General features: G+C 72.3%; 16 protein-coding genes and 4 pseudogenes. 10 read left to right on the top strand and 10 right to left on the bottom strand.

Going from position 1 to position 23537, the window contains the following annotated elements:
- The 3 genes from AB0L53_RS25500 to AB0L53_RS25490 are packed head-to-tail and all read left to right on the top strand — an operon-like array spanning window position 1 to window position 4070.
- The gene (locus AB0L53_RS25500) at window positions 1-2016 is read left to right on the top strand and encodes a biotin carboxylase N-terminal domain-containing protein (RefSeq protein ID WP_363998529.1); all 2016 of its coding nucleotides are present in this window, start codon (window positions 1-3) and stop codon (window positions 2014-2016) included.
- The gene (locus tag AB0L53_RS25495) at window positions 2016-2927 is read left to right on the top strand and encodes a hydroxymethylglutaryl-CoA lyase (RefSeq protein WP_357642855.1); all 912 of its coding nucleotides are present in this window, start codon (window positions 2016-2018) and stop codon (window positions 2925-2927) included. The genes AB0L53_RS25500 and AB0L53_RS25495 overlap by 1 nt, the downstream gene beginning before the upstream one ends.
- A gap of 6 nt (window positions 2928-2933) precedes the next feature.
- Complete coding sequence (locus tag AB0L53_RS25490) at window positions 2934-4070, top strand: acyl-CoA dehydrogenase family protein (protein WP_363998389.1); 1137 nt, start codon at window positions 2934-2936, stop codon at window positions 4068-4070.
- Window positions 4071-4075: 5 nt separating this feature from the next.
- Here AB0L53_RS25490 and AB0L53_RS25485 read toward each other — a convergent pair whose 3' ends face one another.
- The 4 genes from AB0L53_RS25485 to AB0L53_RS25470 are packed head-to-tail and all read right to left on the bottom strand — an operon-like array spanning window position 4076 to window position 9600.
- Entirely contained in the window at window positions 4076-4840 is a 765-nt protein-coding gene (locus tag AB0L53_RS25485; RefSeq protein WP_363998386.1) for a hypothetical protein, read from the bottom strand.
- Window positions 4837-6405 (bottom strand): serine/threonine-protein kinase, encoded by a 1569-nt coding sequence (locus AB0L53_RS25480; RefSeq protein WP_363998383.1) that lies wholly within the window; start codon window positions 6403-6405, stop codon window positions 4837-4839. The genes AB0L53_RS25485 and AB0L53_RS25480 overlap by 4 nt, the downstream gene beginning before the upstream one ends.
- 2 nt (window positions 6406-6407) lie before the next feature.
- Complete coding sequence (locus AB0L53_RS25475; protein ID WP_363998380.1) at window positions 6408-8009, bottom strand: serine/threonine-protein kinase; 1602 nt, start codon at window positions 8007-8009, stop codon at window positions 6408-6410.
- Between the two features lie 4 nt (window positions 8010-8013).
- A complete protein-coding gene (locus AB0L53_RS25470; RefSeq protein WP_363998377.1) occupies window positions 8014-9600 on the bottom strand; it encodes a protein kinase in 1587 nt (528 codons plus the stop codon).
- 89 nt (window positions 9601-9689) lie between these two features.
- On the opposite strand from AB0L53_RS25470, the gene AB0L53_RS25465 reads away from it, so the two are divergent.
- A complete protein-coding gene (locus AB0L53_RS25465) occupies window positions 9690-10625 on the top strand; it encodes a hypothetical protein (protein WP_363998374.1) in 936 nt (311 codons plus the stop codon).
- A gap of 109 nt (window positions 10626-10734) precedes the next feature.
- Window positions 10735-11169, top strand: a complete 435-nt coding sequence (locus AB0L53_RS25460; RefSeq protein ID WP_225289643.1) for a GNAT family N-acetyltransferase — start codon at window positions 10735-10737, stop codon at window positions 11167-11169.
- Window positions 11170-11352: 183 nt separating this feature from the next.
- On the opposite strand, the pseudogene AB0L53_RS25455 reads toward AB0L53_RS25460, so the two are convergent.
- Window positions 11353-11547, bottom strand: a pseudogene (locus tag AB0L53_RS25455) (IS200/IS605 family transposase); the annotation flags it as partial.
- Window positions 11521-11610: pseudogene (locus AB0L53_RS25450) on the bottom strand (transposase); the annotation flags it as partial. The pseudogenes AB0L53_RS25450 and AB0L53_RS25455, both read right to left, overlap by 27 nt.
- Between AB0L53_RS25450 and AB0L53_RS25445 the strand changes: the two are divergent.
- From AB0L53_RS25445 to AB0L53_RS25435, 3 genes and pseudogenes are all read left to right on the top strand, one after another.
- Window positions 11603-11932 (top strand): annotated as a pseudogene (locus AB0L53_RS25445) (transposase); the annotation flags it as partial. The pseudogenes AB0L53_RS25450 and AB0L53_RS25445 sit on opposite strands and share 8 nt — an antisense overlap.
- 223 nt (window positions 11933-12155) lie before the next feature.
- Window positions 12156-12506, top strand: a pseudogene (locus AB0L53_RS25440) (carboxylesterase family protein); the annotation flags it as partial.
- A 69-nt stretch (window positions 12507-12575) separates the two neighbouring features.
- Window positions 12576-15557 carry an AAA family ATPase gene (locus AB0L53_RS25435; RefSeq protein WP_363998371.1) on the top strand — a complete coding sequence of 994 codons (2982 nt, stop codon included), beginning with the start codon at window positions 12576-12578 and terminating at the stop codon, window positions 15555-15557.
- Between the two features lie 51 nt (window positions 15558-15608).
- Here AB0L53_RS25435 and AB0L53_RS25430 read toward each other — a convergent pair whose 3' ends face one another.
- The 4 genes from AB0L53_RS25430 to AB0L53_RS25415 form a co-directional block, all read right to left on the bottom strand.
- The gene (locus AB0L53_RS25430) at window positions 15609-18521 is read right to left on the bottom strand and encodes a hypothetical protein (protein ID WP_363998368.1); all 2913 of its coding nucleotides are present in this window, start codon (window positions 18519-18521) and stop codon (window positions 15609-15611) included.
- Window positions 18522-18604: 83 nt separating this feature from the next.
- Window positions 18605-19534, bottom strand: a complete 930-nt coding sequence (locus tag AB0L53_RS25425; protein ID WP_363998365.1) for a sugar kinase — start codon at window positions 19532-19534, stop codon at window positions 18605-18607.
- Window positions 19531-20457 (bottom strand): pseudouridine-5'-phosphate glycosidase, encoded by a 927-nt coding sequence (locus AB0L53_RS25420; RefSeq protein ID WP_363998362.1) that lies wholly within the window; start codon window positions 20455-20457, stop codon window positions 19531-19533. Before AB0L53_RS25420 ends, AB0L53_RS25425 begins: the two co-directional genes overlap by 4 nt.
- A gap of 100 nt (window positions 20458-20557) precedes the next feature.
- Window positions 20558-21571 (bottom strand): putative sulfate exporter family transporter, encoded by a 1014-nt coding sequence (locus AB0L53_RS25415; protein WP_363998359.1) that lies wholly within the window; start codon window positions 21569-21571, stop codon window positions 20558-20560.
- 70 nt (window positions 21572-21641) lie between these two features.
- On the opposite strand from AB0L53_RS25415, the gene AB0L53_RS25410 reads away from it, so the two are divergent.
- Window positions 21642-22532 (top strand): LysR family transcriptional regulator, encoded by an 891-nt coding sequence (locus AB0L53_RS25410; protein ID WP_363998356.1) that lies wholly within the window; start codon window positions 21642-21644, stop codon window positions 22530-22532.
- A 93-nt stretch (window positions 22533-22625) separates the two neighbouring features.
- Window positions 22626-23531 (top strand): NAD-dependent epimerase/dehydratase family protein, encoded by a 906-nt coding sequence (locus tag AB0L53_RS25405; protein WP_363998353.1) that lies wholly within the window; start codon window positions 22626-22628, stop codon window positions 23529-23531.
- The last annotated feature ends 6 nt before the right edge of the window (window positions 23532-23537 follow it).

Here is a 23537-nt window from a genome sequence, read left to right as displayed (position 1 = left end):
ATGTTCACCTGTGTTCTCGTCGCCAACCGGGGCGAGATCGCCGTCCGGGTCATCCGCACGCTGCGTGCGCTCGGCATCACGTCGGTGGCCGTCCACACGGCCTCGGACGCGGACGCCCGGCACGTCCGCGAGGCCGACACAGCCCTCCAGATCTCGAAATATCTGGACATGGGGGCGATGGTGGCGGCGGCCGAGGCGTCCGGGGCGCAGGCCGTACATCCCGGATACGGGTTCCTCGCGGAGAACGCCGAGTTCGCCCGCCGGTGCGCCGAGGCGGGGCTGGTCTTCGTCGGCCCGCCGCCCGCGGCCATCGACGCCATGGGCGACAAGATCCGCGCCAAGGCCACCGTCTCGGCCGCCGGGGTCCCCGTCGTGCCGGGCGGCGCCGAGCCCGGCGACTCACTGCTGTCCTGGACGGACTTCCCCGCCCTGATCAAGCCGTCGGCGGGCGGGGGCGGCAAGGGCATGGTGCTGGTCCGTTCGGCCGCCGAGCTGCCCGACGCGCTGGAGTCGGCTCGCCGTACGGCCCGCTCCGCGTTCGGCGACGAGACCCTGCTGATCGAGCGCTACGTCGAGAACCCCCGCCACATCGAGATCCAGGTGCTGGCCGACACCCACGGCAACGTCGTCCACCTGGGCGAACGCGAGTGCAGCCTGCAACGCCGCCACCAGAAGATCATCGAAGAGGCGCCGTCCCCCTTCGTCGACGCCGCGATGCGGGAGCGGATGGGCGCCGCGGCGGTGGAGGCCGCCCGCGCGGTGGGCTATGTGAGCGCGGGCACGGTCGAGTTCATCGTCGACGGCACGACCGGCGAGTACCACTTCATGGAGATGAACACCCGCCTCCAGGTGGAGCATCCGGTCACCGAGCTGGTCACGGACCTCGACCTGGTGGAGCTCCAGCTCCGGGTCGCGGTGGGCGAGCCGCTGCCCTTCACCCAGGACGAGGTACGGCTTCGCGGCCACGCCGTCGAGGCCCGCGTCTACGCCGAGGACCCGTCGCGCGGCTTCCTGCCCACGGGCGGCCGGGTCCTGCGCCTGGCGGAGCCCGGCGGCGTGCGGGGCGGCTCGGGACTGGTCGAGAGCGGCGTCCGGGTCGGCTCGGGGCTGGTCGAGGGTGGCGTCCGGGTCGACTCCGGGCTGGTCGAGGGCGGTGTCGTGGGCAGCGAGTTCGACCCGATGCTGGCCAAGGTCATCGCGTGGGCGCCCACGCGGGAGGCGGCCTTCCGGCGGCTCGACCAGGCGCTCGCCGAGACGGTCGTGCTCGGCGTGATCACGAACGTGCCGTTCCTGCGGGCGCTCGCGGCGCACCCGGAGGTGCGGGCGGGCGAGCTCGACACCGGGCTGGTCGAGCGGGTGCTGCCCGCGCTGGTCCCGGCCGCCGGGCCGCCCGCCGAGGTGCTGGCCGCCGCCGCGCTGGTCTTCCACGCCGTGCCTCAGGGCTCGGATCCGTGGGAGGTCGCGGACGGCTGGCGGGTCGGCGAGCGCGCGTGGACGGCCTGGCGGCTGGAGTCGCGGGACGGCGTCCACACGATCCAGGTACGCGGCCTGCCCGAAAAATCAGCAGAAATCCGCATTGGGTGCCCACCCCAGGAGACTGGGGAGGCCGTTCCGGCCAGGCTTCTGGTCGACGGCGCCAAGCTGACCGTCACCCTGGCCGGCCGTACCCACCACTACACCCACGCCCGCCACGACGACACCCTCTGGCTGGGCAGGGACGGACAGTCCTGGGCCCTGACCCGCCACCGCATCGGCGACCCAGGCGACCGCCCCGGCGCCGCGCACGCGGGCGACGGCGTGGTCAGAAGCCCCATGCCCGGCACCGTCCTGGTCGTCAAGGCCCAGCCGGGCGAGCAGGTGAGCGCGGGCCAGCCGCTCCTCATCGTGGAGGCCATGAAAATGGAACACACCGTCACCGCCCCCTGCGACGGACGGGTCACCGAGCTGCCCGTGCAGGCGGGCCGGCCGGTCGACATGGACGCCGTCCTGGCCGTCGTCACCGCCGGGGAGTCCTGATGCGCAGGCCGTACCCGATGGAGGGCCTTCCGCACCAGGTCACCGTCTACGAGGTGGGGCCGCGCGACGGCCTGCAGAACGAGTCCGCGATCGTCCCGGTCGAGGTGAAGGCCGAGTTCATCGACCGGCTCGCCGACGCGGGCCACCGGGTGATCGAGGCCACCAGCTTCGTCCACCCGACCTGGGTGCCGCAGCTCGCCGACGCGGAAGAGCTGCTCACCAGGCTCGACCGGCGTCCGGGCGTCCGCTACCCGGTGCTCGTCCCGAACGCGCGCGGCCTGGACCGGGCGCTGGCCCACGACGTCGAGGAGATCGCCGTCTTCGCCAGCGCCACCGAGACCTTCGCCGCCAAGAACCTGAACCGGAGCCTGGAGAGCCAGTTCGACATGTTCGAGCCGGTCGTGGCCAGGGCGATCGACAACGGCGTCAAGGTCCGCGCGTACGTCTCTATGTGCTTCGGCGACCCGTGGGAGGGCCCGACGCCGATCGCGCAGGTCGTCGCGGTCGGCGAGCGGCTGCTCGGCCTGGGCTGCCACGAACTGTCGCTCGGCGACACGATCGGCGTCGGCACCCCGGGCCACGTGACCGCGCTGATCGAGTCGTTCCGCGATCCCGACCGGCTGGCCGTGCACTTCCACGACACCTACGGCCAGGCCCTGGCCAACACGCTGGCCGCGCTCCGGTCGGGCGTGACCGTCGTCGACGCCTCGACCGGCGGCATCGGCGGCTGCCCCTACGCCGAGTCGGCCACCGGCAACCTCGCCACCGAGGACCTCGTGTGGATGCTGCACGGGCTCGGCATCGACACCGGTCTCGATCTCGACAAGCTCGTGTCCACGAGCACCTGGCTGGCCGAGCGGCTCGGCCGCCCCAGCCCGTCCCGCGTCGTCCAGGCCCTCGCGAAAGGCTGACCCGCCATGCTGACCGATGAGTACGAAGAGCTGCGCAAGACCGTCGAGGCGTTCGCCCGCGATGTGGTGGCGCCGGTGATCGGCGACTACTACGAGCGGGAGGAGTTCCCGTACGACATCGTGCGCCGGATGGGCGCCATGGGCCTGTTCGGCCTGCCCTTCCCCGAGGAGTACGGCGGCATGGGGGGCGACTACTTCGCGCTCTGCCTGGCCCTGGAGGAGCTGGCGCGCGCCGACTCCAGCGTGGCGATCACGCTGGAGGCCGCGGTGTCGCTGGGCGCCATGCCGATCTACCGATTCGGTACGCCCGAGCAGCGGGCGACCTGGCTGCCGGGGATGGCGGCGGGCGAGACCCTCGGCGCGTTCGGCCTGACGGAGCCCGGCGGCGGCTCCGACGTGCCCGGCGGCATGCGCACCACGGCCACGCTCGACGGCGCCGAATGGGTGATCAACGGCACCAAGGCGTTCATCACCAACTCGGGCACCGACATCACCGGTGTGGTCGGCGTCGCCGCGCTGACCGGCGAGCGGGAGATCTCCACCATCCTCGTGCCGTCCGGGACGCCCGGCTTCACGGTCTCGAAGAAGTACTCCAAGGTCGGCTGGAACGCCTCCGACACCAGGGAGCTGTCCTTCTCCGACTGCCGCGTGCCCGCCGCGAACCTGCTCGGCGAGCGCGGCCGCGGCTACGCCCAGTTCCTGCAGACACTCGACGAGGGCCGCATCGCCATCGCCGCCCTCGGCGTCGGCCTGGCCCAGGGCTGCGTGGACGAATGCCTGCGCTACGTCAGGGACAGACGCGCGTTCGGCCACCCGATCGGCCACTACCAGGCCATCCAGTTCAAGATCGCCGACATGGAGGCCCGCACCCACACCGCCCGCCTGGCCTACTACCACGCGGCTGAGAAGATGCTGGCCGGGGTGCCGTTCAAGAAGGAGGCGGCGATCGCCAAGCTCGTCTCCTCCAACGCCGCCATGGACAACTCCCGCGAGGCGACGCAGGTCTTCGGCGGCTACGGGTTCATGAACGAGTTCCCGGTGGGCCGCTTCTACCGCGACGCCAAGATCCTGGAGATCGGCGAGGGCACCAGCGAGGTCCAGCGCATGCTGATCGCCCGCCAGCTGGGGCTGGGCGACCTGTAAACCGATCAGTTCGACGTGCCGAGCTTCTCGGCGACCGATCTGGCCACGTCCAGGGCGCCCTTGGTCAGCCGGCCCGTCGGGTCCTCGGTGACCCGCCGCTGGTAGGTCACCTGGATCACCGCGTTGCTGACCCGGACGCCGGCGGTCGCGATGGTCGGCCCCTTACCCGTGTCGCCGGGCAGCGTGTAGAGGGTGGTCCAGGAGGCGTCGCCGATGGGCGGCTCGGCGGGGGTGGAGGTCTTGGCCAGAAGTACGGCCTCCTGCCGCTGCGCGACGAACTGCTCGTGCGCCGCCGCCACGTCACCCGGGAAGACCTTCACGTACACCTGGAGCCGGAACTGCATGTTGCCCGGCATCCCCGACCCGGGCGCGAGCGTCGACCACTCGCACTCCTCGGCCTTGATCTGCGACTTGTCCGGGAACAACGTCAGCTTCTTGACCAGGTCCTCGTCCGTGACCGTACAGGGGTCGACGGTCTTGGTGAACGTGGCGGCCCCGGTCGGCGCGGGCTCGCTCGTGCTGGCCTGTTCGCTGGGCGAAGGCCGGCTGACTGAGGGCTCGGCCGCCCGCGTGGTCTTGACGGGTACGGCCGCGGCCTCGGTCTTGTCGGGCTGCCGGGTGAGCAGGAACAGGACGGTGAACAGCATGAGCACGACCACGGCCGCCGCCCCGCTCAGGATCGCCGGCGTCACCCGCAGCCCGGGGCGGGACTGCTGGGTGGGAGCGGTGCGTGGCACGGCCGCGGTCGGGAAGTCATTTTGCTGGTTCATCGCGCCTTCTGGAGGGTGTCGGCCACCGCGCGGGCGGTCTTGAGAGCGGTGTCCCGGAGCTGGGGGGTCACCTTCGTTCGCTTCGGATGGCTGGCCTCCACCTGGACGATCACATTGCTGACCCGCATCCATATGGTGGTCGTCGAGGTGTGGGTGATGCCGGCCTCGTTGTCCTGGGCGGCCGCCTCGTCGCCCGCGCGCACCGTTCTGGTGCGCGAGATCGTCACCGTCTGCTGGCTGCCCGCCTTGGTGTCGCGGGCCTGTACGGTTTGGGTGAAGGCATGTTCGGCGGCCTTGACCGTGCCGGAGTACTTGACCTTGAGATTGATGGACGGGCGGTCGAGGAGCCCGACCATGCCGACCGACCAGTAGCATTCGCTCTCGTCGTAGAGGGCGGGCTGCTTGGAGTGGGAGCCGGGCAGGACGGTCTGCGCCTGGTCGTCGGTGAGCAGGGCGCACGCCTTAGGCGGCTGGCCGAACTGGCCGTCGCCCCTGGCCGGTGCGGTCGGGGGCGCCGTGGTGGGAGAGGGCGCCGGAGTCTGGGGCGCCGTGGTCGAGGCGGGCTGGGCGACCGGAGTGGCCGGCGCCGTGATGGTGGGAGAGCCTCCGGAGCTGTTGACGAGTACGACCGCCGTGACCGTGATGGCCGTACCCGCCGCCAGACCGCCCAGCACGAGCGGCGTACGGCGGCGCGGGTGGGCGCGGACCGGGATCGTGGCGGGCGCGGTCTCGCGCGGCCGGATGGGCAGCGGGACCGCCAGTGACTCCAGGTGCGCCCTGATGGCCCGAGGGTGCGGACGGGCGGCGGGGTCGCGGTCGAGCATCGCCAGGAGCAGGCCGCCCAGCGGGCCCGCGGTGACGGGCGGCAGTGGGGGCAGCGTGAGCACGGCCGCGACGATCGCCATCGCCGAGTCGCGCTCGAACGGTGCCCGGCCCTCCGCGGCCAGGTACAGGGTGGCGCCGAGCGACCACAGGTCGGCCATCGGGCCCGCGGGCTCGCCGCGCAGGTGCTCGGGCGCGATGTAGCCGGGGGAGCCCGCGACGTCGCCGAAGTGCGCCGCGGCGGCGGCCGTACCCGCGCCGGGGGCGTCGCCCGTGTGCGCGGCGATGCCGAAGTCGGTCAGCACGACCTCGCCGACATCGGTGATCATCACGTTGCCGGGCTTCACGTCCCTGTGCAGGATGCCGCGGTGGTGGGCGGCCTCCAGCGCGTCGAGTACGCGCAGGCCGATCGTGGCGACGTGGCCGGGCGGCAGCGGGCCGCGCGTCTTGACCAGATCGCCCAGCGAGGTGCCCGCGAGCAGGTCCATGATGATCCAGGGCTGGCCGCCCTCGGAGATCACGTCGTGCACGGTGATGATCGACGGGTGGTTCAGCGCCGCCGCCGCCCTGGCCTCGCGCAGCGTGTCGATCAGGGCCCGCTGCTGGTCCTGGCCGGGCGGCAGGCGTACCTCCTTGACCGCGACCTCGCGGTGCAGCAGCTCGTCACGCGCCCGCCACACCGTGCCCGCGCCGCCCGCCCCGAGCGGGGCGAGCAGCTGGTAGCGTCCGGCGATCACGCGCATGGTCAGGAGGCCTTGGCGTCGAGGTTCGCGGCCAGGAACTTGGCCGCCCGCGCGGCCTTGTCCCGCAGCGTGGCGTCCTTGGCCACGTCGTGCACGAAGCGGAACTCGCCCACCATGTTGCCGGTGCGGAAGAGCACGTGTACCTCGGCCTCCGCCTTGTCGTTGAACTTCACCCGGGAGATCTCGTACGCGATGGCCTCCTCACCCGCGCCCGGGATCTCGAACACCTCGCCCTGCTTCTCGCCCGAGCCGCCCCTGCCCGCCTTGTCCTCGGCTTCCTTCCGCGCCCCCGCCACGTGCTCCTGCGCGAGCGTGGTCTCGTAGCCGTCGCCCTGCGGCGCGTAGAGCCAGAGCGTCAGGAAGACGCTCAGCTCCTTGCCCGCCGGAGGGAGGCCCGCGGTGGACCAGGCGCATCTGAACGTCGGGTCGGTCGAGGAGGTGATGAACGCGCCGACGAGCTGGGTGGCCTGCGCCCTGGTGAGCAGCTGGCAGGGCCGGGGGACCTTCGAGAACTTGCCGGCCGGCAGCGTGACCGCGGGCGAGGGACTGGCGGAAGCCGTGGCCGTGGGCGCCGCACTCGTCGGGGCGGCCGTGCTCGGCGCCGGTTTCGTGGTCCGTGCCGCCGCCGACGGCGTGGCCTGCGGCGGCGCGGCGGACGACCCCATGGTCAGGATGAGCGTGACCGCGACGACGAATGCCACGACCACGGCCGCCGCCGAGCCGTACGCGGCCGTGCGCGAGACCACCCACGCGGGCGCGGGCGTCCTGACGGTGGGCACCGCGTGGCCCGCCACCTGCTCCAGTCCCCGCCGCAGCGCGCGTACGTCGGGCCGGTGGGCGGGGTCCTTGGCCAGCAGGCCGAGCAGGAGCGGGGTGAGCGTGCCGGCCCGCTGCGCCGGTCTGGGCGGCTCGGTCATCACCGCGCCGAGCGTGGCCATCGCGGTGTTGCGCTGGAACGGCGGTACGCCCTCCACCGCCGTGTAGATCGTCACGCCGAGCGAGAACAGGTCGGACGGCGGCCCCGGCGCGACGCTCTCGGTGAGGCATTCGGGCGCGGTGAACCCCGCCGTGCCCACCGGCACGCCGACCTGCCGGCCCGCTTGGGGGGCCGCACCCGTCGGGGCGGCGATGCCGAAGTCGGACAGCAGGATGCGGCCGTCGTCGGCGAGCAGCACGTTGCCCGGCTTGACGTCGCGGTGGAGCAGGCCGCGCGTGTGCGCCGAGGCCAGCGCCGACAGCACGAACAGCCCGATCGAGGCCGCCCACGGCGCCCCCATCGGCCCGCCGGTCTTGACGACCTGGTCGAGCGAGCGCCCGCGGACCAGCTCCATGATGATCCACAGCTGGCCGCCGTCGTCGATCACGTCGTGGATGCCGACCACCGCGGGGTGCCGGATCCCGGCCGCCGCGCGGGCCTCGTGCAGCGTACGGTGGCGCAGCGCGGCCTGGTCGGCGGGGGAGAGGTTCGGCGGGAGCAGCACCTGCTTCACCGCCACCTCGCGGCCGATCATGGTGTCCTGCGCGCGCCAGACGATGCCCATGCCGCCGCGGCCGAGCTGTTCGAGCAACTGGTAGCGGCCGCCCACGAGTCGCGGTTGGTTCATTGCCTCACTCCTGGCGGTTCAATGCCTCGGCCAGCCATCGCGCGGCGTCGCGCGCCCCCTTGCGCAGGGCGGCGTTGTCGCCGATCTTGTTGACGTTGACGTAGCCGATCTGGACGTTCACGTTGCTGAGCCGGAAGACCACGGTGACGTTCTCGGCGTTGCCCTTCGGGCTGACGAACTCGTAGCCGTACGCCTCATCGCCGATGCCGTCGATGTCCTCGACATGGCGGCGCTGCTGTTTGATCCCCTTGGTGAGGCCGACCTCCGGCCAGGTCCACGTGATCTCCGCTCCCTCGTAGGCGCCGTTGCGCCGACCGATGTAGTCCTCCTCGGCGTCCTCCGGGACCGTGCTCCACCTCTCGGGCCCGCCGATGTTGGCCAGCACCTCGACGGACAGTCCCTTGCCGCGGGTGGTCCACTCGCACATGTCGCCGTCGCGTTTGCCCTTGCCCGCGCCGGGCACGAGCTTGGCGACCTGCGCGGGGGTGAGCAGCGTGCACAGGTTCACGGGGGCGGTGAACTTGGGGGTTTTGGCCGGCTCGGGTTCCTTGGTCGGTGTGGGGGTCGGGACGGCGGACGTGGTGCGCGTCGGCTGCGTCACGGTCTCCGCCACGGGAGTCGCGGGGGTGTCCGCGGGCCGCAGGGCCACGAACGCCACCGTACCCGCCACCGCCGCCGCCGCGACCACCGCGCCGCCGACGATGAGCGGCAGCCGGTTCGCGCGCCCGGCCATCGGCTGCGTGACCGCCAGTGCAGGGCCGCCCTCCGCGACCCGCCGCAACAGCTGCTCGGCCGCCTGCGGGGCGGGTCTCTGGTACGGGTCGCGGGCCAGCATCATCATCAGCACCGGCCCGAGGTTCCCGGCGCGCTGGGGCGGCCGGGGCGGCAGGGTCAGGGCGTCACGCAGCACCGACATGGGGGAGGTGCCGACGTACGGAGCCTGGCCCTCCACGGCCGCGTACAGCGTGGCGGCCAGCGACCACAGGTCCGACTCGGGCCCGCCGCGCTCGCCGCGCAGCCGCTCGGGGGCGATGAACCCGGGCGACCCGATCAGCAGCCCGGACTCGGTGATCGTCGCCTGGTCCTCCAGCCTGGCGATGCCGAAGTCGGTCAGCACCACCCGGCCGTCGTTGGTCAGGTACACGTTGGCGGGCTTGACGTCGCGATGTTGGATGCCGTGCGCGTGGGCGACGGACAGCGCCTCCAGCACCCGTAACCCGATCGCCGCCGTCCGCTCCGGCGACCACGGGCCCTCGGCGGCCACCGCGTCCTTGAGGTCACGGCCTCGGAGCAGCTCCATGACGATCCACGGCCGCCCGTCCTCGGACAGCACGTCGTGAATGGTGATGATGCCCGGATGCCGCAGCTGGGCGGCCGCCATCGCCTCGCGCATGGCCCGCTGAAGCGCCTCCACCCGTTCGGCCGGGGCGAGGGACTGCGGGAGCAGTACTTCCTTGATGGCGACCTGGCGGTCGAGCAGCTCGTCGTGAGCCAGCCAGATGGTGCCCATGCCACCCTGACCGAGCGCCCGTAGCACCCGATAGCGGCCTGCGATTTTGGAATCCCCCAGACCAGGCACGTTGGAGACCATAGTGGGCTGACTTTCGGTTCGCTATATTTCCATCCCGGACGCGGCAACAGCATCCCATTCGTAATGATCCGCCGCGATGAGGGGTGACCATGATCCAGGGCCCACAAGCACCGCAGGCGCCGCCCGTTCCGCCGGCCTCTTACTGGCCGGACGGCGGTGGCGAGCGGCCCGTCTCGCCGAAGGCGCCCGGCTGGGCCAAGGGCGTGCTGGCGGGGGCCGCGGCGGTGGCGGTGCTGGGCGGGGCGCTGATCGCGGTACGCAACGTCGGCCGGGAGGCGCCTCCGGTCGCGCTGCCGTCGCCCTCGTTCGACCTGCCGTCCACGCTGCCCTCCGACCTGCCGTCCACGCTCCCCTCGTCGCTGCCCTCGTCGTCCGGGCTCCCCTCGTCGTCCGGGCTGCCTTCGGAGGCGGCTTCGTCGGATCCGGCCGAGACACCTGCGGCCACCTCCACCTTCCCGCCGCTGAAAGCGGTGCCGGAGGTGTGCGACCTGCTGCCCGCGAGCCTGACCACGCGGCTCGCGCCCAAGTCGCAGTCCGCGCCGGGCGTCCAGAAGGACGGGTACGGAGCGCTGCGCAAGGGCTGCGAGTGGACCCAGACATCCAAGAACATCAAGAACGGCACCCTGGAATCGCGGACCATCCACCTGGCCGTCAACGTCTGGCCCAGTGTCGCGGCCGCGAGGGACGACGCCGAGTTCAACTTCGGCTCGATGAAGGACATGGCGGGCACCAAGGAGGAGAACCCCGGCCTGCGGTTCCTGAGCACGTACGGTGAGATGAAGAACTTCGACGGCGTCGGCGACGAGACCCACGCCATGTACACCCAGAACCTCAAAGGCACCACGAACGTCTGGGCCTACATCGTGATGGGCAACACGACGATCAACGTCCGCTACTTCGGCACCGACAACAAGAACGGTGACATCCTGGCCCAGGGCAAGGACACCCAGCCGGTCGCCGAGGACGTGCTCATGAAGGGCGCCCAGGAGGTCGCCGAACAGGCCGTCAAGGCGCTGACGAGCTGACCTGACCAGGCTGGCCCGCTGCCCTGAGCGGGCTGACGAGCCGACATGACCGGGCTGACGGGCTGACCTGAGTGGACGGCGGCCACGCCACGACTTAAGGTCGTACGACATGACGTCAGACGATCTCCACATCAGGAGAGCGGAGAAGGCCGACGCGGACGAGCTGTTCGCCTTGGCGATGGAGTTCGGGCTGACCTTCAGGCCCGAGCGGGAGGCCTTCGACGCGGCGCTGCCGCAACTGCTGCGCGATGACGACGTCATGCTGATCGCGGCCGTGGTGGGCGGCCGGGTGCACGGTTATCTGCTGGGGTTCGTCCACCTGACGCTGTTCGCCAACGGGCCTGTCGCCTGGGTCGAGGAGGCGATGGTGCAGAGCGGGTCGCGCCGGCAAGGCATCGGGCGGGCGCTGCTGGTGGAGTTCGAGGCGTGGGCCCGTTCGCGGCAGGCCGGTTATGTGGCCATGGCCACGCGGCGGGCGCCCGAGTTCTACCACGCGCTGGGCTACGAGGCGTCGGCGACGATGTTCAGGAAGATCCTCCGCTAGCGCCGACGGCGTCGCGTCCTTCTCGGCCGGCAAGCCGCTGATGTGCGGCACATGCCGGGATGAAACGGTGTTCTTCAGCGGAATCTGGCGTGGAACCCCGAGGCGTTTGCGGCCGGGGGAAACGACAGCGCGGGAGGGCCTAGGCCCGGGCGGTGCCGTGTCGGCCGGGTTCGTGTGGGCGGATCAGTCCGGCTGTTTCTGGTTGTCGATGTACTCGTTGATGGTTGACGGTGGGGTGCCGTCGCAGGAGGCGGCGAGGTAGGAGGGGGCCAGAAGTGTCCGTCCCATAGATGTTGACGCATGTGCGGGCCGAACTCTTTGCGCAGGAGCCGGGCCGAGGCGCCCTTCCGGGGAGTTGACCAGGACTGACAGGGCGACTTTGGGCGGGTAGTGGACCAGCAGGTGCACATGATCGTGTTCGCCGTTGAACTGAGGGATCGCCCTGGAAGACCTCCAGGGCATCCGGGACCGGGTACGGCTTCGCAAGCCCCAGCGGGTCACGCTGCATTCCTGGAGCTTCCACCAGCTGGGAGCGTTCATCGGCTACAAGGCGGCCCGGGCCGGGGTCGCCGTCATCCACGTCGATCCGGCTTTCACCTCCCAGCAGTGCTCCTCAGGTGGGCACGTGGACCGCAAGAACCGGCTCGATCAAGCCTGTTTCTCGTGTACGTCGTGCGGCTTCGCTGAGCACGCGGACGTCAACGCAGCCCGCAACATCGCCGCACGCGGTGCGACGGGCTGGGCAGTGAGTCACGCTGCCTGACGCGGACCAGACCGTCGAAGCCATCGACGGCGAGGAGCTGCAAGCTCGGTCGTTTACGGTTTACGGCCGAGAAGCTGACTCTCTTCGGGCCGCCCGACATCTTCCGCATCGACGAGGCCGGCCTGCGCAGGGAGCTGAGTCGCACGTACCAGGGTGCCGAGCTCGACCAGATCATCAGGACCTTCCACGCGTCGCGGCCTGACGCGACACGCAGCGCGCCGCGCCTGTGTTCATGTACCAGCTCGCCTACAAGAACCCGACCGTGGTGCCGGGCACCGATTTCCCCATCGGCTCGCCGCACGCATCAGACATCAACCTCAAATTCGCCGACACCGACAAGAACCTCGACTTCTTCCTCTATGCCGATCAATCGCCGGGGCGGCTGGCGACCGCGCGGCACATGAGCGGACTGTGGGCGGGCTTCGCACGCACGGGCCGTCCCACCGCCGTGGACGTGCCGAGATGGCCCGCCTACACGCTGAAAGACCGTGCCACGATGTGGCTCGACGCCGAGTGCGAGATCGTCACCGATCCGGACAAGGACGAGAGGTTGTTCTGGGAGAACCGCGCCTGAGGCGCGTCACCTGTACTGGTGATCAGGCCCGGGGCCGTTTCTGTCGCCGCCGGATGGCATTCTTGGGGCGTGAGCATCCACGCGGTGAGCCCGCTCTTCGTCGGCCGCGCCGGCGAGCTGAGCGCGCTCGAGCGCGCGCTGGCCGGCGCCCGGACCGGCGCGGCGTCCACCGTGCTGGTCGGCGGCGAGGCGGGTGTCGGCAAGACGCGCCTGGTCAGGGAGTTCGCCGACCGGGCGGGCGAGGCGATGGTGCTCGTCGGCGGCTGCATGGAGCTCGGCACCGAGGGCCTGCCGTTCGCCCCCTTCACCGCGGTGCTGCGCGGCCTGGTGCGCGAGCTCGGCCGCGACGGCGTCGCGGCGCTCGTGCCCGGCGGCACCACGCGCGGGCTGGCCCGGCTGCTGCCCGAGTTCGGTGAGCCCGACGGTGACGGCTCCGAGGCCCGCGCCCGGCTCTTCGAGCAGCTGCTCGGCCTGCTGGAGCGGCTGGCGGAAGACCGGCCGGTCGTCCTGGTCATCGAGGACGCCCACTGGGCCGACCGATCCACCCGCGACCTGCTCTCGTTCCTGGTCCGCTACCAGCGCGCCGGCGTACGGCTGCTGATCGTCGTCACCTACCGTGCCGACGAGCTGCACCGCACCCACCCGCTGCGCCCGCTGCTGGCCGAGCTGGGCCGCGTCGGCTGGGTGGCCAGGCTGGAGCTGCGCAGGCTCACCCGCAAGGAGGTCGTCGAGCAGGCGGCGAGCATCCTGGAGCGCGAGCCGTCCGGCTCCGACATGGACCTGATCTACGCGCGCAGCGAGGGCAACCCGCTGTTCGTCGAGGCGCTGCTCAGCGAGTCCGGCGTCGGGGAGGCGCTGCCCGAGTCGCTGCGCGACCTGCTGCTCGCCGGCGTCGAACGGCTGCCCGACGACACCCAGGAGCTGCTCCGCGTGGCCAGCGCGGGCGGCCAGCGCATCGAGCACGACCTGCTGTCCGCCGTCGCCGGGCGGGACGACGTGGCGCTGTCCAACGCGTTGCGGCCCGCCGTGGCCGGCAACGTGCTGGTCGTCGACGGCGAGGGCTACTCCTTCCGGCACGCGCTGATCCGCGAGGCGCTCCACGACGACCTGCTGCCGGGCGAGCACACCCGCCTGCACACGCGCTTCGCCGAGGCGCTGGAGCGCGACCTGTCGATCCTGCCCGTCCCGCGCGGCGCGATCGAGCTGGCCCACCACTGGCACGCCGCCCACGACACCACGTGGGCGTTGATCAGCGCCTGGCACGCCGCGGCCGCCGCCCGCCGCTCCGCCGCCTACGACGAGCAGCTCAGGATGCTGTCCCGGGTGCTGGAGCTGTGGGACCAGGTGCCCGACGCCGCGGAGCGCATCGGCGCCGACCACGTCGAGGTGCTCAGGCAGACGGCCACGGTCGCCCATCTGGCGGGCGAGTACGAACGTTCGATCGCCCTGGCCACCGCCGGGCTCGCCGAGATCGACGAGACGGCCGAGCCGGCCAGGGCCGCCAGGCTGCTGCGCCAGCGTGGTCTCACCGGTTACGACCTCAGCCGCCCCGGCCATGTCGACGACCTGCGCCGGGCGGCGTCGCTGGTGCCCGCCGACAAGCCCAGCAAGCTGCGGGCCCAGGTGCTGGAGAGCCTGGCGCGCATGCTCTACGACGACTGGCAGGAGAAGATCTCGACGGCCCGGCTGGCCATGGAGCTCGGCCACGAGGTGGGCGACGCCAACACCGAGGCGCATGCGCTGATCAGCCTGACCTGGGCGCGCTGCCAGTTCTCCGACATCGACGCCTACCTGGACGGGTTCGCCGAAGCGCGCCGCATCGCGGCCGCGGCCGACGCCTACAACGCGATGCTGCGCGGCGCCATCTCCGAATCCGACGTGCTGGAGGGCGCCGGCCGCCACGAACGCGCCGCGCAGGTCGCCCGCGACGGCATCGCCGAGGCCGAACGCTATGGCGTGGCGCGCACCTCGGGCACGTTCCTGTCGATCAACCTGGCGGAGCCGCTGTGGTCGCTCGGGCGCTGGGACGAGGCGCTGAAGGTGATCGAGCACGCCCTGGAGCTCATGCCGCCGCCGCCCTACCGGGCCAGCCTGCAGGGGTTGGCCTCCGACATCGCGCTCGCGCGCGGGCGGGTCGATCGGGCCGAGGAGCTGTTCGCGGCCTCACGCAGCGTGCTGGCGCGCGGGCGCTTCCGTGACCAGAGCGTGCTGCCGCACGCCTGCAGGGAGGTCGAGCTTCTGGTGGCGCGGGGGCGCCTCGACGAGGCGCGGGAGGCGGCTGCCCGGACACTGCGTGAGCAGGATCTGGTGGCCAGCCCGCGTTACGCCTGGCCGCTGCTGGTGGTGATCGCGCAGCTGGGCGGGGATCTTGTGGGGGAGCTGCGGTCGGTCGCGGGGCGGCTCGAGACTGAGGGAGACTGCCAGGAGGCGCACCGGCTCACGTTCATGGCCTTGACGGGGCTGTCCGAGTCCGAGCTGGGTTTGAGGTCTGGTCCTGAGTCGGGTGCCGGACCGGAGCGGGGCTCCGGGCCCGGCGTTGGCTCGGGTGTCGGATCCGAGTCTGATTCCGTGGTCGGTCTCGATGACGCGGCCTGGCGGCTCAAGATGTGGGACGCGGCGGTGGCGGCTTGGGCGGGGCTGCGGGAGCCCTACTCCGAAGCTTGGACCCTGGAAGGTGCCGCCCGTGCGGCGCTGGAGGCCGGTGATCGGCAGGGGGCGGGGGTCAGGCTGGCGAGAGCCCGTGAGCTGGCCGAGCAACTCGGTGCGGCGCCGTTGGTCGAGCGGCTGGACGCGTTCGCGCGGCGGGGTCGTGTCGCCATGGCCGACGAGCCGGCGCCCGACGGGCTGCCGTTGGGGCTGACGGCGCGCGAGCTGGAGGTGCTGCGGCACGTGGCTGAGGGGCACAGCAATCGGGAGATCGCGGGGGAGCTGTTCATCTCGGTCAAGACCGTGAGCGTGCACGTCTCCAACATCCTGGCCAAACTGGGTGTCGCCTCCCGCGGCGAGGCATCCGCGGTGGCCCATCGGATCCGCCTCTTCGCCGATGACTGACCGGCGCACCGCTTGGCCTCTGGGGTCAAGCGGTGTCCCGGGTGGCTGTGGTCAGCCCGTGAGCTGGGCTTCCAGGCGGTAGCCGTCGACCGTGACGTACACCTGGTCGCCGGGGCGGGCGTTGAGGCGCATGAGGACCGGCTGGAGCGAGTCGAAGACTGGCTGGTGGCCCTGCCAGACCAGGACGATCGCGTTGTCGCCCGGGCCGGTCACCGACAGGAGGGTGCCGGGGCGCATGCCGAGCTGCGTGGCGTACCCCTCGGGCACCGGGACCGGGCCGCCCCGGAGGTGTTCGTTGGTGACCTCGATGCGCTGCCAGCGGCGCGGGTCCGAGGAAGGGCTCGGCAGCGGCGGCGGTGGGGTGGCGGGAGTGCCCGCGAGCGTGGGGGGCAGCATGCCGGACCGGCCGCCCGAGAGGGCGGAGAGCGTGGCGAGGGCCGCCGACGGGTCGATGGAGTTGCTCTCGGCCGAGGGGATGGGCTGGCCGCCCCTGTGGTGGTGGCCGTTGGCTCCGGGCGTACGGCGGGGGAGCGGCTGGGCCGGTGAGGGGGCGGACGCCACGGGGTCCGACGGCTCCGGCAGCGCCTCGAACCACGCCTTGGCCGAGTGCGCGCGGATGCCCAGCTCGCTGAGCAACTCCACCACGTCGGCGTCGGCGGGCTGACCGGCCAGCAGCTGCCTGGTACGGGCCTGCAGGCCGTGGAGGTCGCCCACCACCAGCCAGCCGTCCTGGAGGCGGCGGTCGGGCATGAGCGTCACGAGCACCCGCCAGAGCGGAGTGCGCAGCGACGGCACCATCACCGGGTGCGCCGGGTCGGCGCCGATGAGCTGGTCCTGCGTGGCGGCCGCGCCGAGCCACTCCGTCAGCCGGAACATGTGCCCAGTGACCGGCGCCGACTCCGACGAACGCAGCCAGTGCAGCACGCGCTCCTCGGCCGTCCGCTGCGCCTGGGAGAGCGCGTCCCGGTCGACGAGCATCTTGTGGGCGAGCGTACGCAGGCTGACGGGGTCTTCGGCGAACAGGCGGTGTACGGCCACCGCGAGCGCCAGCTTGTCCAGGCTGCGGAACAGGCTGTCGACGACCCGGACCATGGCGTGGTCGGTCTCGGAGGGCGCGGGCGTGGCCGGTGCGGGTGTGTCGTACGCGCCGCCGAGACCCGGAACGTTTGTCACCGGGAGAGAGACGTCGCCGGTGTGGGTGGAGGAGTCCGCGTTCGGGGTGCGGGGCGTGGTGCCCAGGTCGCCCGGGAAGGCGCCTCCGGGGCGCGATCCCGTGCCGGTTCCGGTGGATGATCCGTTGCCTGCGGGTGTTCCGGTGCCCACCAGTGGTCCGACAGCGGGGAACGAGCCAGTGCCTGTGACGGACCCGACCGCTGGGAAGGAGCCGGTTCCGCTGACGGACCCGTTGCCCGCGGGCGTTCCGGTGGCGGGGCGTGGTCCGGTGTGGGGCGTTCCGCCGGGGAGGCGGTCGGCGCCCGGGAGGGCACTCGGCTGGGCGCCCGGTTGGGCTGTCCCGCCAGGACGGTCGGCACCGGACCGGGGGTCGGTGTGCGGGCTACTGGGCGGCAGCTGGCCGCTGGCTGGCGACGTACCGACCTGAGGGCCGCCGCTGGGGTGCGGACCGGTGTTCGGGCCGACAGTCGAGTGCGGGCCCGTGTGCGGTCCGGTGGCAGTGGGGTGCGGGCCCGTGTGCGGGCCGGCGGTGGGATGGGGACCGGTGTGCGGGCCGGTGCGCTCGGGGTCCGCGTTGCCGGGGACGTTGGCGCCCGGAAGCCCAGCGCCCGGAAGCCCAGGGCCCGAAAGGCCGGTGCCCGAGACGGACCCGACCGCTGGGAAGGAGCCGGTGCCTGGACCGTTGGCGGCCGGGAGGCCGGTGTTCGGGAACCCGCCGCTCTGCTGGCCACCGCCCTGCTGGCCAGTGCCCGGGGCGTTGGCGCCGGGGAAGAGGCCGCCTTGCTGGGCGGTGCCGGGGGGATTGGCGCCGGGGGAGTTCGTGTCCTGGCGGGCGGCCTGGGGGCCGGACTGAGGTTGCGGAGCGGACAGCGGCTGCCGACCGGCCGTAGGCGCCGGGGCGCCCTCGTTCTGCGCCGGGAACGAGCCGGTCTGAGAGGCTCCGCCCGGTGCGGGGCCGGTCTGGCGGGCGGCCCCGCCCAGAGCGGCGAAGGAGCCGGTCTGCGGCCCACCTTGGTCAGGGAAGGAACCCGACCGCGGGGCCCCCTGGACGGGAAAGGAGCCGGTCTGGCGGGGAGAGCCGCCGTTGTCCTGGGCCACAGCGGGCAGCGGGCCGGTGTGCGCCGGGCTCTGGCCCGGACCTCCGTCGCGCTGGCCGGGGCCTCCGTCGCGCTGGCCGGGGCCTCCGTCGCGCTGGCCGGGGACGGTCCCACGCTGAAGCGGGCGGGTCACCTCTGGGTGGCCCTGTCCCGGGAGGCCCGGCTGCTGGCCCTGTCCCGGATGGGCGGCGGGCTGGCCCGGCCGGGTCTGTGCCGGGTGGCCCTGTTGTGCGGGCGATGCGGGCTGGGTGGCGGGCTGGCCGGGTTCGCGTTGGACCGGGATGCGGCTGAGCACCTCGCGGAACACCGAGCCGATCACCACTTCAGGCGTGGCCGACGGCGTTTTCAGGTCGCCGGGCGACAGGCGGCGCAACCGCTGCCAGCCACCCAGGCCGGTGATCGCCGTCCTGGTCGCCTCCGGCCAGCCGGGCAGCGCCGGGTCGATGGGGTGCACGGTCAGCGCTGGCAACACGTCTGAGAGGGCGAGGTGGTCCCAGCGGGCCGAGGCCAGCAGGGCGAGCCGGTCGCAGATCCAGTCGAGTCCGGTCGTGCCGAGCGCCCTCGAAAGAGCCACGGACGACCACCACCCGGCCGGCAGGCGCGGATCGCCCAGCGCCTCCGCGACTTGCTGGGGACGGCTCCAGCGCAAGGCAGGGACCAGGTCGCTCAGGCAGATCGATGACTCGACTTCCATCGGCGGACCTTATCCTCCCCAGTGAGCCGCGTGATGCCACTCAATACGCATGTGGTTCTTGGTGCAGCCTACGCGGCAAGCTATCAATCGGTGTGAATAGGGTAAAGAAGGTTCAGCTCCAAACCGTACCGTGGCCGACCGCCCACCAGGGCCACGCACTCGGCTCCGGCCCGGCATCCGGCGTCCAAAGACTGCCCTTCACCGGCACCGTTCAACCTCGCTGTGAGATATCCCGCAGCGAACGCATCGCCCGCGCCCGTCGAGTCGACGACCTCGGCTGGAACCCCCGCTGCCGCCGCCGTCACAGTGCCCTCCGTGGCCGCCAGAGCTCCCTGGGGTCCCAGCTTGACGATCGCGGTGCCGTACCTCTCGCTGAGGAGTTCGGCGGCCCGCTCGGGCCCCTGCGCTCCGGCGAGCAGGAGGGCCTCGTCCCGGTTGGGGATGATGAGGTGGGCGGGGGCGGATTCGCGCAGGAAACGAGCGACGCCGAACTCGCGCAGGAAGCCGGTCGAGGCGGGATCCATGCTGACGGTCACCCCGGCGGCGCGGGCCTCGGCCATGGCGAGCTTGGCCAGCGCCAGCCCCGCCTCCGCGAAGAGCGTGTAGCCGGACAGGTGCAGGCGGCCCACGCCGTCGAGCAGCGAGCCGTCCCAGTCCTCGGCGGAGATCTGACCGCCCGCGCCCCGGTTGGTGAGGAACGAGCGTTCGCCGGTCCGGTCCACCATGGCGATCACGATCGCCGTCGGATGGTGGGGATCGACGCGTACGTGCGGGCGTACCCCGGTCTTGCGCAGTTCGGCGGTGTGCCACTCGCTGCTGTCGTAGCCGAGCCTGGCCAGCAGCCGTACGTCGGCGCCCAGGTGGGCGGCCCAGGAGGCGGTGTTCGCGCCCGAGCCGCCGGGACGGAGCACGATGTCGGCGGCCGTGTCGGTGCCCGACATGACCGGAGTGTCGTGCAGGGCCACCACATCGGTGACGACGTCGCCGATGACGAGGAGGCCGCCGCCGCTCACGCTCGTGACCAGGCGAGCGCGATCTGGGTCGCGAGGGCGACGTTGCCGCGGACCGCGGCCAGGTTCGCTTCCAGGGAGGCGCCGCCGGTGCCGCGTACCAGGTAGTCGAGGAGGAACGGGGTGATCTTCTGCCCGGTCACGCCCGCGCGGTCGGCGGCGGCCAGCGCCTCGCTCAGTACGCGGTCGTGCAGCGCCGGATCGAGCTGCCGGTCCACCGGGATGGGGTTGGCGACGATCAGCGCGGTCTCCTGGCCGCCGAACCCGTCCTGTCCGCGCATGATGGCCGCGGCCTCGTCGGGCGACTCGATCCGCCAGTCGATCGGCTCGCCGGAGGAGTGCAGGTAGAAGCCCGGGAAGGTGTCCGTACGGTATCCCGCCACGGTCACGCCGCGGGTCTCCAGGCGCTGGAGGGTCGAGGGCACGTCCAGGATCGACTTGACCCCGGCGCACACGACGGTGATGCGGGTACGCGCGAGCGTGTCGAGGTCGGCCGACTCGTCCTGCGCCTGGGTCCAGCCCCGGTGCACGCCGCCGAGCCCGCCGGTGGCGAAGATCCGGATGCCCGCGCGGGCGGCCAGGAACGAGGTGGCCGACACGGTCGTCGCGCCGCTAGCCTTCAGTGCCGCCGCCACCGGCAGGTCGCGCTGGCCCAGCTTGCGCAGGCCCGACTCGGTCGCGATGCGTTCGAGCTCCACCTCGTCCAGGCCGACGCGGGCGACGCCGTCGAGCACCGCGATCGTGGCCGGTACGGCACCCGCCGCCCTGACGATGTCCTCCAGCTCCCGGGCGACCGCCAGATTGCGCGGCTGCGGCAGGCCGTGCGAGATGATCGTGGACTCCAGGGCCACGACCGGAGCGCCGGTGACAAGGGCTTCGGCGACCTCGTCGGACGGCCGGAGGATGGGGTCGGCGGCGGTGCGCATGTGGGTTTCGTGCTCCTTCGTAGGACGGCTTGGTGGAACGGTCTATTTTACGAAGCTTGTTCCGGATAAGCACGTTACGGAGGAGGACGTCCGCCGGTGATCACACGAGAAGCATGACACCCGCGAGTGAGATGGTCCCGATCAAGCCGGTGGCCACGGCGCCGAGCAGCAGCGCGCGCCCGTCCTTGATCAGCGCGCGGGCGTCGATCCCCGTACCGAGGCCGAACAGGGCGGCGGCCATGAGCACGTTTGTGACCTGGGGGACCACGGTGGTCACGGCGGCGGGGACCAAGCCGCTGCTGCGGAGGGCGACCATCGCCAGGAAGCCGGCCACGAAGAGCGGGATGACCGGCGGGCGCTTGAGCCGGCCGGGGGAGTCAAGGCGGTGGCGATACGAGGTCAGGGCGACGATCGGGGCGAGCAGGATGACACGGCCGAGCTTGACCGTGACGGCGGTGGCCAGCACGCCGGAGGCGGCGCCGATCGCGGCCACCTGGGCCACCTCGTGCACTGCCGCCCCGGCCCACACCCCCAGCTGCGTCGCCGACAGCCCGAGCCAGGAGGCCGCCAGCGGCACCACGGCGATGGCGGCGGTGCCGTACAGGACCACCACGCTGAGCGCGCCGGCCGCGTCCTCGTCGGAGGAGTCGTCGGTACTTTCGCGCATGGCCGCGATCGCGGCGGCGCCGCAGATCGAGACCCCGGTGGCGACCAGCAGTGACGCGCCCGGCGTGAGGCCCAGGCGGCGGCCGATCAGCGGAGTGAGGGTGAACGTGACGCCGGTCGCCACCACGACGATGGCCACCGTCCGCCAGCCCAGCGCCAGCACCTGCGGCACCGCGATCTGCAGGCCGAGCAGCACGATCGCGATACGCAGCACCCGCTTGGCGACGAACCGCAGACCGGGCTTGAGCCGCTCGCCGACACCCACCAGGTTCGCCAGCGCCGCGCCCGACACCACGGCGATGGCCGCCGGGCTGAGCACGGGCACGAACCGGTTCACCACCAGCGCGAACACCACCGCCAGCGCCGCCGCGCCGAGGCCAGGCAGACGATCGTCGCGCAGACGATCACCAGGCGGACGATCGTGCGGCACACGCGCGGTGGAGTACATGATCCCAGTGTTCTGAGCGCCGGGAGGGCTCGGTAGCCACGCGTTGCCTGGTAGGTCATAGCCTTGGGCTATGAGTACGCTGCCGGATCTCGACTCGCTCAAGCTCCTGGTCGATGTGGGCGAGCTGGGCAGCCTCGGGCAGGCGGCCAAGGTCGCGGGCATCGCCCAGCCGTCGGCCAGCAAGCGGATCGCGCACCTGGAGCGCCGCCTGGGCCTGCCGCTGCTGGAGCGTACGCCGCGCGGGTCCACGCTGACCGCCGAGGGCAAGATGGTGGCGGGCTGGGCCGCGCAGGTGCTGGCCGCCGCCCAGGAGCTGATGCGCGCCGCCCAGGCGGTACGGCGCAGCGAGGCGGCTCATCTGCGGGTGGCGGCGAGCATGACGGTGGCCGAGTACCTGGTGCCGCGCTGGCTGGGCGAGCTGCAGAACCGGGAGCCTGACGTCCAGGTCGGCCTCGACGTGGTGAACTCCGCCGACGTCGCCGCCCGGGTCCTGGCCGAGGAGGTCGAGCTGGGCTTCGTCGAGGGGCCGAGCGTGCCCGAGGGGCTGGCCAGCCGGGTGGTGGGCACCGACCGGCTGGTGGTCGTGGTGGCGCCGGGGCACGCCTGGGCGCGGCGCCGTACCGCGCTGATGGGGGCGGAGCTGGCCGCCACGCCGCTCGTGGTCCGCGAGCCCGGCTCGGGCACGCGGGAGACGCTGGACGTGGCGTTCGGGAGCCTGCACCGGGCCAGCCCGCGCCTGGAGCTGGGCTCGAACTCGGCGGTCAAGGGTGCCGCCCAGGCCGGGGCGGCGCCCGCGGTGCTCAGCGGGTACGCCGTGGAGGCGGAGGTGGCCACGGGCCGGCTGGTGGAGGTGCCGCTGGCCGGGATCAACCTGGTCAGGAGCCTGCGCGCGGTGTGGCGCCGGGGCCGCTCACTCGCCGCCCCCGCCGCCACCCTCCTGGCGATCGCCAGCCGACCCTGACAGAGGGTTTTGCCGCTTCGGCAAGCCAGCTTGCGCTTCTATCCAGCACAGGCCGATCCTTTCCTGCCCCGGTACAGGAAAGGATCGGTCTCCATGCATGTCTTCGTCACCGGCGCGAGCGGCTACATCGGCGGCTCCGTCGCCGCCCGGCTCATTCAGGCGGGCCACACCGTCACCGGCCTGATCCGCGACCAGGCCAAAGCCGAGGACCTCGCCCGGCTCGGCTGCCGGCCGGTGGTGGGCACCCTTGATGACACGGAGGTGCTCACCGAGCAGGCCCACCGCGCCGACGGTGTCGTCAACGCCGCCAGCAGCGACCACCGAGGCGCCGTCGAGACACTCATCGCCGCGCTGGCCGGGTCCGGCAAGCCGCTGATCCACACCAGTGGCTCCAGCATCGTGGGCGTCGGCACCGAAGGCGAGGCATCGGGGAAGATCTTCGGCGAGGACATCCTCGACGCGGGCTCCGCCTGGGAGCCCGACCATCCCATCCGCAAAGCACGCCTCGCCATCGACCGCTTGGTCCTGAGCGCCGCGGAGAAGGGCGTGCGCTCCGCGGTCCTGTGCAACAGCCTGATCTATGGACCTGGACGGGGTCTGGGCCGCGACAGCGTCCTGATCGCGGCACTGGTCCACCAGGCGCGCTCCGGCGGTGTGGTCCGCCACGTCGGGAGTGGCGGCAACATCTGGTCCAACGTCCACATCGACGACATGGCCGAGCTGTATCTTCTCGCCCTGGAGAAGACGCGCCCCGGCACGTTCTATTTCGTGGAGAACGGCGAGGAGTCCTTCGCCGCGATGACCGGCGCCATCGCCCGCTCGCTCGGCCTGCCCGGCCCGCGGCCCTGGGACCCCGACTCGCCGGACAACGTCTGGGATCCCCAGTTCGCCCGCCACGCGCTGGGCTCCAACAGCCGCGTGCGCGGCACCCGTACCCGCGATCTCCTCGGCTGGCGCCCGCGGCACCGATCGATCACCGACTGGCTCACGGATCTTTGACACCAT

Source organism: Nonomuraea sp. NPDC052129 (assembly GCF_040680095.1).
Classification (GTDB): domain Bacteria; phylum Actinomycetota; class Actinomycetes; order Streptosporangiales; family Streptosporangiaceae; genus Nonomuraea.
The sequence above is the reverse complement of the archived record's forward strand: the minus strand, read 5'-3'. Positions and strand labels throughout refer to the sequence as shown.

Excerpts from the sequence above, each read along its gene's own strand:
- AB0L53_RS25500 (WP_363998529.1), top strand. The coding sequence starts at position 1 with ATGTTCACCTGTGTTCTCGTCGCCAACCGGGGCGAGATCGCCGTCCGG.
- AB0L53_RS25415 (WP_363998359.1), bottom strand. The coding sequence starts at position 21,571 with ATGTACTCCACCGCGCGTGTGCCGCACGATCGTCCGCCTGGTGATCGT.
- AB0L53_RS25410 (WP_363998356.1), top strand. The coding sequence starts at position 21,642 with ATGAGTACGCTGCCGGATCTCGACTCGCTCAAGCTCCTGGTCGATGTG.
- AB0L53_RS25430 (WP_363998368.1), bottom strand. The coding sequence starts at position 18,521 with ATGGAAGTCGAGTCATCGATCTGCCTGAGCGACCTGGTCCCTGCCTTG.
- AB0L53_RS25470 (WP_363998377.1), bottom strand. The coding sequence starts at position 9,600 with ATGGTCTCCAACGTGCCTGGTCTGGGGGATTCCAAAATCGCAGGCCGC.
- AB0L53_RS25405 (WP_363998353.1), top strand. The coding sequence starts at position 22,626 with ATGCATGTCTTCGTCACCGGCGCGAGCGGCTACATCGGCGGCTCCGTC.
- AB0L53_RS25475 (WP_363998380.1), bottom strand. The coding sequence starts at position 8,009 with ATGAACCAACCGCGACTCGTGGGCGGCCGCTACCAGTTGCTCGAACAG.
- AB0L53_RS25460 (WP_225289643.1), top strand. The coding sequence starts at position 10,735 with ATGACGTCAGACGATCTCCACATCAGGAGAGCGGAGAAGGCCGACGCG.
- AB0L53_RS25485 (WP_363998386.1), bottom strand. The coding sequence starts at position 4,840 with ATGAACCAGCAAAATGACTTCCCGACCGCGGCCGTGCCACGCACCGCT.
- AB0L53_RS25490 (WP_363998389.1), top strand. The coding sequence starts at position 2,934 with ATGCTGACCGATGAGTACGAAGAGCTGCGCAAGACCGTCGAGGCGTTC.
- AB0L53_RS25420 (WP_363998362.1), bottom strand. The coding sequence starts at position 20,457 with ATGCGCACCGCCGCCGACCCCATCCTCCGGCCGTCCGACGAGGTCGCC.
- AB0L53_RS25495 (WP_357642855.1), top strand. The coding sequence starts at position 2,016 with ATGCGCAGGCCGTACCCGATGGAGGGCCTTCCGCACCAGGTCACCGTC.
- AB0L53_RS25480 (WP_363998383.1), bottom strand. The coding sequence starts at position 6,405 with ATGCGCGTGATCGCCGGACGCTACCAGCTGCTCGCCCCGCTCGGGGCG.
- AB0L53_RS25465 (WP_363998374.1), top strand. The coding sequence starts at position 9,690 with ATGATCCAGGGCCCACAAGCACCGCAGGCGCCGCCCGTTCCGCCGGCC.